We start from the raw sequence: 14,310 nt of genomic DNA on the forward strand, positions 1-14,310 counted from the left end.
TAGCTCACACTCTTTGCTTAATAAAACGTCGTTTTGTTTTGTGCGATCTTTATTCAGGATGAAAAATAACAGCTAACTCATTGTATAAATGAGCAGCAGTGAAAAATGGAGCGACTTTCTGGCGGTAAACTGCTTTACTCTGCCGATAAAAAGCGCGTAACCGGGCGCCTGGCGTGGAATGTTGCGCGTTTCACCAGCACTCCATTTCATGCTACAAAATATGTAGTATTTTCAATATGAAAGAGGTTAACTTCTTTCCCAAATAATAGTCAGGACGAATATGTTGAACTCAAAAATGAGCGTGGTGATCCTTGCAGCTGGCAAAGGCACACGCATGTACTCCGATCTTCCCAAAGTGCTGCATACTCTTGCAGGTAAAGCGATGGTGCAGCATGTTATTGATGCTGCTACGAAATTGGGTGCGGATCATGTTCATCTCGTATACGGCCACGGTGGCGAACTGCTTAAACAGCGCCTCGTAGACGACAAACTTAACTGGGTGCTGCAAGCGGAACAGCTCGGCACCGGTCACGCCATGCAGCAGGCGGCGCCCTTCTTTGCTGACGATGAAGATATTTTAATGCTCTACGGCGATGTGCCGCTGATCTCCGTCGAGACGCTCGAGCGCCTGCGTGAAGCCAAACCGCAGGGCGGCATCGGGCTGCTTACCGTTAAACTCGACGATCCGACCGGTTATGGCCGCATTACCCGTGAAAACGGCGTGGTCACCGGCATCGTTGAGCAGAAAGATGCCACTGAAGCCCAGCGGCAGATTAATGAGATCAACACCGGCATTCTGATCGCCAACGGCGCGGATCTGAAGCGCTGGCTCGCTAAGCTGACCAATAATAATGCGCAGGGTGAATACTACATCACAGACATTATCAGCCTGGCTTATCACGAAGGGCGTGAAATTGCCGCCGTTCATCCGCAGCGCTTAAGCGAAGTGGAAGGGGTGAATAACCGCCTGCAACTTTCGCGTCTCGAGCGCGCGTACCAGGCTGAACAGGCAGAAAAACTGCTGCTGGCAGGCGTGATGCTGCGCGATCCGGCGCGTTTCGATCTACGCGGTACGCTCTCCCATGGCCGCGATGTTGAGATCGACACCAACGTTGTTATCGAAGGCAACGTTACGCTGGGTAATCGCGTGAAGATTGGCGCAGGCGTGATCCTGAAGAACTGCGTGATTGGCGATGATTGCGAGATCAGCCCCTACAGCGTAGTGGAAGATGCCTGCCTCGACGTGGAGTGCACCATCGGCCCGTTCGCGCGTTTACGTCCGGGCGCAGAGCTGCTGGCTGGCGCGCACGTCGGCAACTTCGTCGAGATGAAAAAAGCGCGTCTCGGCAAAGGCTCGAAAGCGGGTCATCTGACCTACCTCGGCGACGCGGAGATTGGCGACAACGTTAACGTCGGCGCAGGGGTGATTACCTGCAACTACGACGGTGCCAATAAGTTCAAAACCATCATCGGCGACGATGTGTTTGTCGGCTCCGATACGCAGCTGGTGGCTCCGGTGACGGTCGCCAAAGGCGCGACCATCGCCGCTGGTACCACCGTTACCCGCGATATCGCCGAAAACGAGCTGGTATTAAGCCGTGTGCCGCAGGTGCACAAGCAGGGCTGGCAGCGCCCGGTGAAAAAGAAGTAAAGCAATAAGACCGGATATGCTCAGCGCTATCCGGCATAGATTCAGGGATGAGAGGAAGATAATCCTCCGCCCGCCAGGCAGTACCTATAACAATAACCCCACTCTCTACAAGGCTCGGGGCGTCCGCAAAACGGACACGTACACGGAATGATTCGCGGCACCGCACAACGGTGGCCCGATCGCGACGTGTAAACAGGTTGACCGACAACAAAAGGCATAATGCCAAAATCGGAATCAAAAACTATGTGTGGAATTGTAGGCGCAGTCGCGCAGCGTGATGTTGCAGAAATTCTTCTCGAAGGCTTACGTCGCCTCGAATACCGTGGCTATGACTCTGCCGGTCTGGCAGTCGTCGACAACGAAGGTCATATGACCCGTCTGCGTCGCCTCGGTAAAGTGCAGATGCTGTCGCAGGCGGCGGAAGATCATCCGCTGCACGGCGGAACCGGTATCGCGCACACCCGCTGGGCGACCCATGGCGAACCGTCGGAAGGAAACGCGCATCCGCACGTTTCTGAACATATCGTTGTCGTGCATAACGGCATTATCGAAAACCATGAACCGCTGCGCGAAGAGCTGAAAGCGCGCGGGTATGTGTTTGTCTCCGAAACCGACACCGAAGTGATTGCTCACCTGGTGCACTGGGAGCTGGAACAGGGCGGTACGCTGCGTGAAGCGGTACTGCGCACCATCCCGCAGTTACGCGGTGCCTACGGCACGGTGATTATGGATACCCGTAATCCTGAGACTCTGCTGGCCGCGCGCTCCGGCAGCCCGCTGGTTATCGGTCTCGGCATGGGCGAAAACTTTATCGCTTCTGACCAGCTGGCTCTGCTGCCGGTTACCCGTCGTTTTATCTTCCTCGAAGAGGGTGATATTGCGGAAGTGACCCGCCGTAGCGTGACGATATTTGATAAATCAGGTGTGGAAACCAAACGCCCGGATATCGAATCCAGTCTGCAGTACGACGCGGGCGATAAAGGTATCTATCGCCACTATATGCAGAAAGAGATCTACGAGCAGCCGAACGCTATCAAAAATACCCTGACGGGTCGCATCAGCCATGGTGAAGTCGATCTCAGCGAGCTGGGACCGAACGCGAACGAGATGCTGTCGAAAGTCGAACATATCCAGATCGTCGCCTGCGGTACCTCTTACAACTCCGGTATGGTGTCACGCTACTGGTTTGAATCGCTGGCCGGCGTGCCGTGCGATGTGGAGATTGCCTCAGAGTTCCGCTACCGCAAATCCGCCGTGCGTCGCAACAGCCTGATGATCACCCTTTCGCAGTCCGGTGAGACGGCCGATACGCTGGCAGCGCTGCGTCTGTCGAAAGATCTGGGTTACCTGGGGTCACTGGCAATCTGTAACGTGCCGGGCTCTTCGCTAGTGCGTGAATCGGATCTGGCGATGATGACCAAAGCCGGTACCGAAATCGGTGTTGCTTCAACCAAAGCCTTCACCACCCAGTTAACGGTGCTGCTGATGCTGGTGGCGAAACTGAGCCGCCTGAAAGGACAGGATGCATCGATTGAGCACGATATCGTGCACGGCTTGCAGGCGTTGCCGAACCGCATTGAGCAGATGCTGTCGCAGGATAAACGCATTGAAGCGCTGGCAGAGGATTTCTCTGACAAGCATCACGCGCTGTTCCTCGGCCGCGGCGATCAGTACCCGATCGCGCTGGAAGGCGCGCTGAAGCTGAAAGAGATCTCCTATATTCACGCCGAAGCCTACGCCGCAGGCGAGCTGAAACATGGCCCGCTGGCGCTGATTGACGCCGATATGCCGGTTATCGTGGTTGCACCGAACAACGAACTACTGGAAAAACTGAAATCCAACATCGAAGAAGTGCGCGCCCGCGGTGGCGTGCTGTATGTCTTCGCCGATCAGGATGCCGGTTTCACCAGCAGCGACAACATGCACATCATTGATATGCCGCACGTAGAAGAGACGATTGCACCGATCTTCTACACCGTGCCGCTGCAATTGCTGGCCTATCACGTTGCGCTGATTAAAGGCACCGACGTTGACCAGCCGCGCAACCTGGCAAAATCGGTAACGGTGGAATAATCCTAAACTAACGTCATCTGCCCATCGGGAGGGTGACGTTAACCGTAGTGTAAATAAGTCCGGATATGCTCCTTAAAAAAGCATACCGGATTTTTTTATGTCTCAAATTCGTATCACGGTTAACCTGGCTGCCGCGCCTGACCTGCTTTTCTGGAAAATGTCCGGCAGTGAATCGCTCTCTGAGCCTTTTGAATATGCACTTACGCTATTGGGCGAAGATGCCCGCATCGACCGAAGTCAGATCCTCGGGCAGCCCATCACTATTGATATTCCTGCGCAAGGCGGCGCGGTAAGGCGTTATATCAATGGCAGGGTGACCAGCGTTGCCGTCTCTTCCGTCGAGCTATCCGGTGAGCGTTACGCCGCCTATCAGCTCAGCGTTGAGTCCGACCTCTGGCCAATGCGGCTGGCGCGCGATATGCGTATCTTTCAGGCGCAAACCATCCCGCAGATTGTGCAGACGATGTTGTCCGAACAGGGCGTCAAAGTAGACGATCAGCTGACGCAAAGTTACCGGGTGTGGGAATATTGCGTGCAGTACCAGGAGAGCAGCCTGGACTTCATCTGCCGGCTGATGGAGCTGGAGGGGATCAGCTGGTATTTCCGCCACCAGCCGGATAGCCACACGCTGGTGCTGGCGGATGCCGGTACCGCTTTTCCCTCTGCGCCAGGTTATGAGGTGATCCCCTATATTCAAACCGCCGCAGGCGGCGTGGCTGATTTTGAAGGCATCAGCCAATGGTCGCTGCACGATCGCGTCACGCCAGGGCTTTTTAGTACCGAAGATTATGATTTTCGTAAGCCCAACGCCTGGCTGTTCCAGGCGCGGCAGAATCCCGCCTCGCCCTCTCCCGGCCAGATCGATGTTTACGAATGGCCCGGTCGCTTTGTTGAGCAAAATGACGGCGAATATTATGCCCGCATCAAACAGGAGCGCTGGCAGGTTGATCATCAACAGATTTCCGCCACCGCCACCGCAAGCGGCATTGCGGCCGGTCATACCTTCCAGTTAACCCATGCGCCGTTTGCGCAGGATAACGGGCGTTATCTGGTGACAAAAACCGTACTGCACATTGAAGAGAACCGCTATGCCAGCGGTGATGAGGGTGCCAGCTCGCGGTTGATAAACTTCAGCGTTATTCCTGCGTCGCTGGTCTGGCGGCCGGAGCAGCGAACCGCCTGGCCTCGCACCTATGGTCCGCAGACTGCCCGCGTTGTTGGCCCCGCCGGGGAGACGATATGGACCGATAAATATGGCCGTATCAAGGTGAAATTCCACTGGGATCGGCTCGGCAAGAGTGATGAAACCAGCTCCTGCTGGGTGCGTGTCTCCAGCGCGTGGGCGGGCCAGGGATTCGGCGGCGTGCAGATCCCGCGCGTCGGCGATGAGGTGGTGATTGATTTTATTAATGGCGATCCCGACCGGCCCATCGTCACCGGGCGCGTCTACAACGATGCCAATATGCCTCCATGGGCGCTACCCGCTGCCGCCACGGTAATGGGGTTTATGACGCGCTCGAAAACTGGCAGCTGTGACAACGCCAGCTATTTGCTCTTTGAAGATAAGCTCGGCGTTGAGCGGGTCGATATGCATGCCGAAAAGGATATGAATATCTCCGTTGAGAACAACCAGGCGATCACCATTGGCGGCAACAGAAGCCTGACGGTGTCGGGTGAGCTTGCTGATGAGGTGACGAAAAAAGCGGATTTTACATACCACGCTACCCGCACCACGCTGGTGGAGCAGAAGGACACGCGCACGGTGAATAATGGCGAAGAGCTGACGGTCACCAATGGCCGCGTGAAGAGCGTCACCAGCGGCGGGGAGAAGGTGACGATCAAAGGGGGACGCGTTGAGGAGATTGAAGGCGCGGCTTCACAGCATGTCACTGCGTTAGTGAGCTATACCTTTGATAGCGGCGTCACCTCGACTATTACCGGCGATCGTCAAGAGCAGATTTCTCAACACCTGACGCAGACCATCGAGGGAAATAGCGCGGCCACCATCAACGGTAGGTGGGATCAGACCGTCGCCGAAGGGGCGAAAATCTATTCGCCGAAAACGATCATCATTGAGAGCGCAGAGAAGGTACATATTAAGACGCCGCATGCGTTTGAATATAAAGATCATAAAGAGACGGCATCGCTTTTCTCTTTTGATTTCACCGCCCTCAAGGTCGCTACCGAAGGCTCTTCATTCACCCTGTCAGCGATAAGCAAGGTGGGCTTAACGAGCCTGAAGTTCGATAAATCGGCATTTGATTTAGCCTCGCACGAAGGGCGCGTCGCATTTGGCAAAGCGATGATGCAGTATGGCCAGGTCATGGCGTCGGTTCATGGCTTAACGATGTTTATGTAAGGGATTGAGTATGAAGATTGCGATCGCTTTTTCTGTCCTCTTTATCGTAGGGATGATCGCCTACATCGTTTACCTGTTTAATCGCGATCACCGCATCCAGACTCAGGGGCGCGACCTGCAGGCGACCATCGAAGAGGTGAGCTATATCAGCTCTAATGATAACGGGACTCAAAATATCCGTTACCGGCTGGCGATTCATGATGGGAGCGTGACGCGCTCGGTCGAGGGGAAAGAGACCATTGCTGCGTTCAACTCGCCGAAAATGCAGAAAGGGCAGAAGGTCGATATTAAGTACCTGGATGACCAGCATATTCTGTTTATTTTTGATAAGCAGGAGTCGTCGGCGAACCCGGGGTAATGCGGGATGAAAAAGAGGCTGCCAGGCGGCAACCTCTTTAGACCTTATTTTACTTTCTGGCTCAGGTCAGCAAGCTGTTTCTCAAGGGTGCTGATGCTGCGCTGCATATCATCGACTTTGCGGCTGAGATCGTCATTGCTTCTTTTCAGCTCATCCCTTTCGCGGCTCATCTTTTCAAGGTCACTTTCCATGCCCTTAATTTTACCCTGCTGCTTAGGGTAATCGCGCTGGATCTCGGAAAGGGTTCTTGCGCTGAGATCGGATGCCGGTGAGATATACGTTTTTCCTTGGGCAGACGAGCCCTGTTCATAGGTCATCAGTGTATCGCCCGAATAGTGGTTAGACATGAAATATACGGGTTCATCTGCCGCCTGGCTGAAGGTAGCGGGTAACAACGTTAGCAATCCTGTCGCGAAAACAATTGTTCTGTTCATACTCATCCTTAGTGTCCACTCAGTGGTGTTAACAACGCCTGTTCAACCCCGCTATATACATATGAAAACCAGACTTTGTCTCCTACCTCTTTTCAGTAGTGGTGAAGGATAAAAAATCAGCATTGGATGATTGCGAAGTGCGTGGGAAAGCGCGTGGTAGAGGCGGGGGTTTTGCGTAAAATTTGTTCGGTCAGGGCGAGCAGCCTCGCCTTTTCAGCTACATTTGGATTGTCATAAAAATAAAACATCAGCGAATTGTTAAGGTGTTATCTAACCTTAATATTTTGATTTTTATAGCTAATAAATATTGGTGCTGCGAAAAGCCGCCGCTGTCATCAAACAGTAACAATCGTTGCATATAACTGTCATCAAAGTGTCCTATTTTGCTCCGAGTAGCAACTCAAACAACGATTTACGATTCCTGCAGGAGACATTATGAACGTTATGCGTACCACTGTCGCAACTGTTGTCGCCGCGACCTTTTCTCTGAGCGCTTTTGCTGTAAATGCCGCAGCTAGCCTGACTGGTGCGGGCGCAACTTTCCCTGCGCCGGTGTATGCCAAGTGGGCTGATACCTACCAAAAAGAGACGGGCAATAAGGTCAACTATCAGGGCATCGGCTCCTCCGGTGGCGTGAAGCAGATCACCGCCAAAACCGTTGATTTCGGCGCATCTGATGCACCGCTGTCTGACGAAAAACTCTCCCAGGAAGGCCTGTTCCAGTTCCCGACTGTGATCGGCGGCATTGTGCTGGCTATCAACGTACCGGGCGTTAAATCTGGCGAGCTGGTTCTCGACGGTAAAACGCTGGGCGATATCTACCTCGGCAAAATCAAAAAATGGGACGACGCGGCTATCGCCAAACTCAACCCGGGCCTGAAACTGCCTTCACAGAACATCGCCGTGGTTCGCCGCGCTGACGGTTCCGGTACTTCATTCGTCTTCACCAGCTACCTGGCGAAAGTGAACGAAGAGTGGAAATCCAAAGTCGGTGCTGGCTCTACCGTTAACTGGCCGACCGGTCTGGGCGGTAAAGGTAACGACGGCATCGCCGCTTTCGTTCAGCGTCTGCCGGGCTCAATCGGTTACGTTGAGTACGCTTACGCGAAGCAGAACAACCTGACCTACACCAAACTGATGTCTGCCGATGGCAAAGCCGTTAGCCCGACCGAAGAGAGCTTCTCTAACGCGGCAAAAGATATCGACTGGAGCAAATCCTTCGCCCAGGACCTGACCAACCAGAAAGGTGCTGACGTGTGGCCAATCACCTCCACCACCTTCATCCTTGTACACAAAGAGCAGGCGAAACCTGAGCAGGGCGCTGAAGTACTGAAGTTCTTTGACTGGGCGTACAAAAACGGCAGCAAACAGGCTAACGATCTCGATTACGCAACCCTGCCGAGCAGCGTTGTTGAACAAGTTCGCGCCGCATGGAAAACCAACGTGAAAGACAGCAGCGGTAAAGCCGTTTACTAATCGCTAATTTTTGAAGAACATGGCGGATGGCGCTTACACCATCCGCCTTACAGATCCTCTGTAGGCCCGGTAAGCGCAAGCGCCTGCGGGCAACTTCGTAAGACGTCAAACTGAAGAGTAATTTATGGCTGCAACCAAGCCGGCATTTAACCCACCGGGTAAAAAAGGCGACATGATCTTCAGCGCACTGGTAAGACTGGCTGCGCTGATTGTGCTATTGCTGCTGAGCGGCATCATCGTTTCGCTGATTTTCTCCTCCTGGCCCAGCATCCAGAAATTTGGTTTCTCCTTCCTGTGGACCAAAGAGTGGGATGCGCCGAATGAAATTTACGGCGCGCTGGTGCCCATTTACGGCACCATCGTGACCTCTGTTATCGCACTGCTGATCGCCGTGCCGGTGAGCTTCGGTATCGCGCTGTTCCTGACGGAACTCTCGCCCGGCTGGCTGAAGCGCCCGCTGGGTATCGCCATTGAACTGCTGGCGGCGATCCCGAGTATCGTTTACGGCATGTGGGGGCTGTTTATCTTCGCCCCGCTGTTCGCGACCTACTTCCAGGAGCCGGTCGGCAATGTGCTCTCCAACATTCCGTTTGTCGGCGCCCTCTTCTCCGGCCCGGCGTTCGGCATTGGTATTCTCGCCGCCGGGGTGATCCTCGCGATTATGATCATCCCCTACATTGCGGCGGTGATGCGCGATGTCTTTGAACAGACCCCGGTGATGATGAAAGAGTCGGCTTACGGCATCGGCTGCACCACCTGGGAGGTGATCTGGCGCATCGTGCTGCCGTTTACCAAAAACGGGGTGATAGGCGGCGTCATGCTCGGTCTCGGCCGCGCGCTGGGTGAAACCATGGCGGTGACCTTTATCATCGGCAACACCTACCAGCTCGACAGCGCCTCGCTCTATATGCCGGGCAACAGCATTACCTCTGCGCTGGCGAATGAGTTTGCCGAAGCGGAATCGGGCCTGCACGTTGCGGCGCTGATGGAGCTGGGGCTGATTCTGTTTGTCATCACCTTTATCGTGCTGGCGATCTCGAAATTTATGATCCTGCGCCTGGCGAAAAACGAGGGGGCACGCTGATGGCTACGCTTGAAATGCAGCACACCGCAGAGCTGGCTGAATCCCGTCGCAAAATGCAGGCGCGCCGCCGGTTGAAAAACCGCATCGCCCTGACGCTCTCAATGGCGACCATGGTGTTTGGCCTCTTCTGGCTAGTGTGGATCCTCTTCTCTACCGTGACGCGCGGTATCGACGGTATGTCGCTGGCGCTGTTTACCGAATCGACCCCGCCGCCAAACACCGCGGGCGGTGGTCTGGCGAACGCCCTGGCGGGCAGTGGCCTGCTGATCCTGTGGGCGACGGTAATCGGTACACCGCTGGGCATTATGGCGGGGATCTACCTGGCAGAGTATGGCCGTAAATCCTGGCTCGCCGAGATTATCCGTTTTATCAACGACATCTTGCTCTCCGCGCCCTCTATCGTGGTCGGCCTGTTCGTCTACACCATCGTGGTGGCGCAGATGCAGCACTTCTCCGGCTGGGCAGGCGTGATTGCGCTGGCGCTGCTGCAGGTGCCGATTGTCATTCGTACCACGGAAAACATGCTGAAACTGGTGCCGGATAGCCTGCGTGAAGCGGCTTACGCGCTGGGCACGCCGAAGTGGAAGATGATCTCCGCGATTACGCTGAAAGCCTCTGTCTCCGGCATCATGACCGGCGTACTGCTGGCGATAGCGCGTATCGCCGGTGAAACGGCACCGCTGCTCTTTACGGCGCTCTCTAACCAGTTCTGGAGCACCGACATGATGCAGCCTATTGCTAACCTGCCGGTGACGATTTTCAAATTCGCCATGAGCCCGTTTGCCGAATGGCAGCAGCTGGCCTGGGCCGGGGTGCTGATTATCACGCTCTGCGTACTGCTGTTGAACATTCTGGCGCGCGTTGTCTTCGCCAAGAATCGACACGGTTAATTTTTGCGACGCGGCGAAGGCGGCGTCGAGTTGAGGAAAGAGATAAATGAGTATGGTTGATACTACGCCGGGCAAGATTCAGGTTCGTGATTTGAACTTCTATTACGGCAAATTCCATGCACTGAAAAACATCAGCCTGGATATTGCCAAAAATCAGGTGACGGCGTTTATCGGGCCGTCTGGCTGCGGGAAATCCACGCTGCTGCGCACCTTTAACAAAATGTATGAGCTCTATCCTGAGCAGCGCGCCGAAGGCGAAATCCTGCTGGATGGCGACAACATTCTCACCAATACCCAGGATATCGCTCTGCTGCGCGCGAAAGTGGGCATGGTGTTCCAGAAACCGACGCCGTTCCCGATGTCGATTTACGACAACATCGCCTTTGGCGTGCGTCTGTTTGAAAAGCTTTCGCGCCCCGATATGGACGAGCGCGTGCAGTGGGCCTTGACCAAGGCCGCATTGTGGAATGAAACCAAGGATAAATTGCACCAGAGCGGCTACTCTCTCTCCGGCGGCCAGCAGCAGCGTCTCTGCATCGCGCGCGGCATTGCTATTCGCCCGGAAGTGCTGCTGCTGGATGAGCCTTGCTCGGCGCTGGATCCGATCTCAACCGGCCGTATCGAAGAGCTGATCACCGAGCTTAAGCAGGATTACACCGTGGTTATCGTGACGCACAACATGCAGCAGGCGGCGCGTTGTTCCGATCACACTGCGTTTATGTATCTCGGTGAGTTGATTGAGTTCAGCAATACAGACGATCTGTTCACCAAGCCTGCGAAGAAGCAAACGGAAGATTACATTACCGGGCGCTACGGCTGATTGCCGAACCACAGAGGTGGCAGCCACCTCGTTACCACGTGAAATTTGTCGGGCATTTGGAGTGCACCATGGACAATCTGAACCTTAACAAACATATTTCCGGGCAGTTTAACGCTGAGCTGGAAAGTATTCGCACTCAGGTCATGACGATGGGTGGAATGGTAGAGCAGCAGCTCTCGGATGCGATCACCGCGATGCATAACCAGGACAGCGAGCTGGCAAAGCGCGTTGTTGAAGGGGATAAGCAGGTCAATATGATGGAAGTCGCCATCGATGAAGCCTGCGTGCGCATTATCGCCAAGCGTCAGCCGACGGCGAGCGATTTACGCCTGGTGATGGCGATCATCAAAACCATCGCCGAGCTGGAGCGTATTGGTGACGTGGCGGATAAAATCTGCCGCACGGCGCTGGAGAAGTTCTCCCAGCAGCACCAGCCGCTGCTCGTCAGCCTCGAGTCGTTAGGCCGTCACACCGTGCAGATGCTGCACGACGTGCTCGACGCCTTTGCGCGGATGGACATTGACGAAGCGGTGCGAGTCTATCGCGAAGATAAGAAGGTGGATCAGGAGTATGAAGGCATTGTGCGTCAGCTGATGACCTACATGATGGAGGACTCCCGCACCATTCCGAGCGTGTTGACCGCCCTCTTCTGCGCCCGCTCTATCGAGCGTATCGGCGACCGCTGCCAGAACATCTGCGAGTACATCTTCTACTTCGTTAAAGGCCAGGATTTCCGCCACGTTGGCGGCGACGAGCTGGACAAGCTGCTCGCCGGAAAAGATCCGAAAGAGTAAGCGCAATAAAAACCCCCTCTTGATGAGGGGGTTTTGCTTCACGCTGACTTAGTGAGTAACTGACCGGCAAGCGTTGCGATCTCATCGCATTGCCACAGCTTCTCCCGCCAGCGATGCGGGATCCCCTCCACGCCGTACCAGGCACCAGCCAGCTGCCCGGCAATCGCCGCAGTGGTATCCGCATCGTCGCCAAGGTTGGTCGCCAGCAGGATCGTCTCTTCGAAACTCTCCCCGTGAGCGAAGCACCACAGCGCCGCCTCCAGGCTTTGCACGCAGTAACCGGTGCCGAACACCTCTGCACGCGATTTCTGCCGGTAATGCCCTTCGGCGATCTGGCGCAGATTAGCCTGTTCCGGCAGCTGCGCAATATCTGTCAGCGTGTCGGATTTACTTTTGCCCTGCAGCGCATTGATGAGCATCTGCGCGAACAGACGGCAGCTGGCCAGTGCTTCTGGCGCGGCGTGCGTCGTTCGCGATGACGCTTCGGCATACTCCAGCGCCTTTGGCACATCCGGATAGTACCAGAGCACCACCGGCGCAAGCCGCATCAATGAACCGTTGCCCGCCGTGTTCGGATCGCTCGAGCCGGCAAAGGGTTCGCCGTTGAGCGTAAAGCGCCGCAGCGCGGATGAGACGGTCATCCCGATATCAAAACAGCTGCCCGTGGAGCTTAAATAGCCCCACTTCCACCAGTTCAGATAGCGGTTCATCTGATCGGTCGCATCAAATCCTTTACAGGCGATCAGGCTATGCGCGAGGCAGAGCGCCATTGAGGTGTCATCCGTCCACTGCCCGGCTTTTAAATGAAACGGGCCGCCGCCGACCATATCGGTGACCGGGGTAAAGCTCTCTCTGGGACTGAACTCTACCGTTGTGCCAACCGCATCTCCGGCCGCGAGGCCGAGAAGAGACCCCTGATAACGCGCAAGTAAATCCGACATCTTTTATTCCTTATTTCGGGCAAGTCGTCAGGAGAAGTCTGCCCACAAACGCAGCTTCCCACAGTGGAGGCAGCGGAAGAGGTAGCCCTGACAGTCGCCGCCGTCGCGCAGATACTCCTGTAGTTTATTGATATCCATACCAAACGCCCGGCAATCGGCATCCAGATCGGCAAACTGATCCAGCTTGTCGGCTATCTCTTTCCAGCCGACGTAACCGATAAAGGCGCAGAAATCATTGCAGTGCGCCAGCCAGTGTTCCTGCTGCCAACCGCAATAGCCTGGGGTGCGTTGCGTCAACTCAGCAACGGTAGCTTCCGGCCACGAACTGCTAAAACCGGTAAATTCGCCCTCATCGTCAAACTCCCCTTCTACACCTTCAAGGCTGCAATCATCCTGAAATGTGCCGTTGAATTTCTCTGCTGCTGAGCCATCCGCAATGCACCAGGGGCAGAGCGTATCGACATCTTCAGCAGTAAAGAACGGGTTGGTGTAGTAGACGTCTGTTGGCTGTGAACAACAGGCGCAGGTCACGGTTTTGCCTTCAGAGAAGACGCCCGTTTCCAGGGGTTGTGGATGGTATTTGAATACCGGGAGAGGGCGATTATTCTGGTCCATAAAAACATCCTGTTTTGTAGGTAAGTTAGCGCGTAACAGACCACCCGCGAGCACGCCACAATGCTGGCAGCTGTGCTAAGTCAGTAAATGTCGTCACTTTTGGGTGATCGATAGGTACGTTATGCGGATCGGCGCAGAAGTAAAACACTTCCATCCCTGCCGCAATGCCAGATTGCGCTCCGGCGGCGGAATCATCCACCAGAATGCACTTTTCCGGCGAGACATCGAGTACCTCTGCTGCATGGTACATTAACGCTGGATCGGGCTTCCAGCGCTGGATGTCATAGCCACTAAACAGTTTTTCCGGAAAGTGGTGCAACATCCCAAGTTTACCTAATGAGTGTTGCATTTTGCTCACCGGCCCGTTAGAGACCACGCACATGGGTACGCTAACGGCATCAAGCAGAGCACTGGCACCCGGAATCACCTCCAGCTCGCTGTCGAACAGCCGCGCCACTTCGGCGCGATAAACCGGCTCAAGAGTAGCTTTATCCAGCGTTTTACCATGTTCCTCGCCGATAACATCAATAATTTCATACAGCTTCATGCCCTTGAAACGCTTAAAGACCTCTTCAAGGTCCAGCGTGATGCCAACGGTTTGAAACATATGGACGTATGCGCGGGAACAGATCACTTCGCTATCGACCAGGGTGCCGTCACAGTCGAAAAAGATCGCTTCAATGTGGGACATGCCATTTCCTGTGATTACAAGTTTAACGATTACTTAACGCAGATTGCGGGACGCAATCGTTGCCGTATAAGCAAATTCAATGAAAAAAAGTGCGTGATAACCGTCAATACTGCCTCATTTTGGT

Annotated in this window: 13 protein-coding genes; 9 read left to right on the forward strand and 4 right to left on the reverse strand. The window is 54.8% G+C overall.

What is annotated here, in order from left to right:
• Positions 1-280 precede the first annotated feature (280 nt).
• From glmU to ACWPW2_RS14480, 4 genes are all read left to right on the forward strand, one after another.
• Positions 281-1,651 (forward strand): bifunctional UDP-N-acetylglucosamine diphosphorylase/glucosamine-1-phosphate N-acetyltransferase GlmU, encoded by a 1,371-nt coding sequence (gene glmU / locus ACWPW2_RS14465; RefSeq protein WP_454123790.1) that lies wholly within the window; start codon positions 281-283, stop codon positions 1,649-1,651.
• A gap of 243 nt (positions 1,652-1,894) precedes the next feature.
• Positions 1,895-3,724 (forward strand): glutamine--fructose-6-phosphate transaminase (isomerizing), encoded by a 1,830-nt coding sequence (gene glmS, locus ACWPW2_RS14470; RefSeq protein WP_454123792.1) that lies wholly within the window; start codon positions 1,895-1,897, stop codon positions 3,722-3,724.
• 97 nt (positions 3,725-3,821) lie between these two features.
• Positions 3,822-6,083, forward strand: coding sequence for a type VI secretion system Vgr family protein (locus ACWPW2_RS14475; RefSeq protein WP_279793899.1), 2,262 nt, complete (start codon positions 3,822-3,824; stop codon positions 6,081-6,083).
• Positions 6,084-6,093: 10 nt separating this feature from the next.
• Positions 6,094-6,441, forward strand: coding sequence for a hypothetical protein (locus ACWPW2_RS14480; protein WP_042714846.1), 348 nt, complete (start codon positions 6,094-6,096; stop codon positions 6,439-6,441).
• A 44-nt stretch (positions 6,442-6,485) separates the two neighbouring features.
• On the opposite strand, the gene ACWPW2_RS14485 is transcribed toward ACWPW2_RS14480, so the two are convergent.
• Entirely contained in the window at positions 6,486-6,875 is a 390-nt protein-coding gene (locus tag ACWPW2_RS14485; RefSeq protein WP_454123795.1) for a hypothetical protein, read from the reverse strand.
• Positions 6,876-7,310: 435 nt separating this feature from the next.
• On the opposite strand from ACWPW2_RS14485, the gene pstS reads away from it, so the two are divergent.
• The 5 genes from pstS (at position 7,311) to phoU (ending at position 11,939) form a co-directional block, all read left to right on the forward strand.
• A complete protein-coding gene (gene pstS / locus ACWPW2_RS14490) occupies positions 7,311-8,351 on the forward strand; it encodes a phosphate ABC transporter substrate-binding protein PstS (protein ID WP_454123796.1) in 1,041 nt (346 codons plus the stop codon).
• A 124-nt stretch (positions 8,352-8,475) separates the two neighbouring features.
• Positions 8,476-9,435, forward strand: a complete 960-nt coding sequence (gene pstC / locus ACWPW2_RS14495) for a phosphate ABC transporter permease PstC (protein WP_076769285.1) — start codon at positions 8,476-8,478, stop codon at positions 9,433-9,435.
• Positions 9,435-10,325, forward strand: a complete 891-nt coding sequence (gene pstA / locus ACWPW2_RS14500) for a phosphate ABC transporter permease PstA (protein WP_076769286.1) — start codon at positions 9,435-9,437, stop codon at positions 10,323-10,325. Before pstC ends, pstA begins: the two co-directional genes overlap by 1 nt.
• 46 nt (positions 10,326-10,371) lie before the next feature.
• A complete protein-coding gene (gene pstB, locus ACWPW2_RS14505) occupies positions 10,372-11,145 on the forward strand; it encodes a phosphate ABC transporter ATP-binding protein PstB (RefSeq protein WP_042714852.1) in 774 nt (257 codons plus the stop codon).
• 68 nt (positions 11,146-11,213) lie between these two features.
• Entirely contained in the window at positions 11,214-11,939 is a 726-nt protein-coding gene (gene phoU / locus ACWPW2_RS14510; protein WP_042714854.1) for a phosphate signaling complex protein PhoU, read from the forward strand.
• A 38-nt stretch (positions 11,940-11,977) separates the two neighbouring features.
• On the opposite strand, the gene ACWPW2_RS14515 is transcribed toward phoU, so the two are convergent.
• The 3 genes from ACWPW2_RS14515 to yieH are packed head-to-tail and all read right to left on the reverse strand — an operon-like array spanning position 11,978 to position 14,186.
• The gene (locus ACWPW2_RS14515; protein WP_279793902.1) at positions 11,978-12,880 is read right to left on the reverse strand and encodes an ADP-ribosylglycohydrolase family protein; all 903 of its coding nucleotides are present in this window, start codon (positions 12,878-12,880) and stop codon (positions 11,978-11,980) included.
• Positions 12,881-12,907: 27 nt separating this feature from the next.
• Entirely contained in the window at positions 12,908-13,495 is a 588-nt protein-coding gene (cbrC, locus tag ACWPW2_RS14520) for a PF03691 family colicin E2 tolerance protein CbrC (RefSeq protein ID WP_042714856.1), read from the reverse strand.
• Between the two features lie 25 nt (positions 13,496-13,520).
• Positions 13,521-14,186 (reverse strand): 6-phosphogluconate phosphatase, encoded by a 666-nt coding sequence (gene yieH, locus ACWPW2_RS14525; RefSeq protein ID WP_124971165.1) that lies wholly within the window; start codon positions 14,184-14,186, stop codon positions 13,521-13,523.
• Positions 14,187-14,310 lie beyond the last annotated feature (124 nt).

It is taken from the genome of Kosakonia sp. Marseille-Q7440, assembly GCF_965119485.1.

Coding starts and splice junctions, on each gene's coding strand:
- pstA (WP_076769286.1), top strand. CDS start 9,435: ATGGCTACGCTTGAAATGCAGCACACCGCAGAGCTGGCTGAATCCCGT.
- ACWPW2_RS14480 (WP_042714846.1), top strand. CDS start 6,094: ATGAAGATTGCGATCGCTTTTTCTGTCCTCTTTATCGTAGGGATGATC.
- yieH (WP_124971165.1), bottom strand. CDS start 14,186: ATGTCCCACATTGAAGCGATCTTTTTCGACTGTGACGGCACCCTGGTC.
- cbrC (WP_042714856.1), bottom strand. CDS start 13,495: ATGGACCAGAATAATCGCCCTCTCCCGGTATTCAAATACCATCCACAA.
- glmS (WP_454123792.1), top strand. CDS start 1,895: ATGTGTGGAATTGTAGGCGCAGTCGCGCAGCGTGATGTTGCAGAAATT.
- ACWPW2_RS14475 (WP_279793899.1), top strand. CDS start 3,822: ATGTCTCAAATTCGTATCACGGTTAACCTGGCTGCCGCGCCTGACCTG.
- ACWPW2_RS14485 (WP_454123795.1), bottom strand. CDS start 6,875: ATGAACAGAACAATTGTTTTCGCGACAGGATTGCTAACGTTGTTACCC.
- pstB (WP_042714852.1), top strand. CDS start 10,372: ATGAGTATGGTTGATACTACGCCGGGCAAGATTCAGGTTCGTGATTTG.
- phoU (WP_042714854.1), top strand. CDS start 11,214: ATGGACAATCTGAACCTTAACAAACATATTTCCGGGCAGTTTAACGCT.
- pstC (WP_076769285.1), top strand. CDS start 8,476: ATGGCTGCAACCAAGCCGGCATTTAACCCACCGGGTAAAAAAGGCGAC.
- ACWPW2_RS14515 (WP_279793902.1), bottom strand. CDS start 12,880: ATGTCGGATTTACTTGCGCGTTATCAGGGGTCTCTTCTCGGCCTCGCG.
- glmU (WP_454123790.1), top strand. CDS start 281: ATGTTGAACTCAAAAATGAGCGTGGTGATCCTTGCAGCTGGCAAAGGC.
- pstS (WP_454123796.1), top strand. CDS start 7,311: ATGAACGTTATGCGTACCACTGTCGCAACTGTTGTCGCCGCGACCTTT.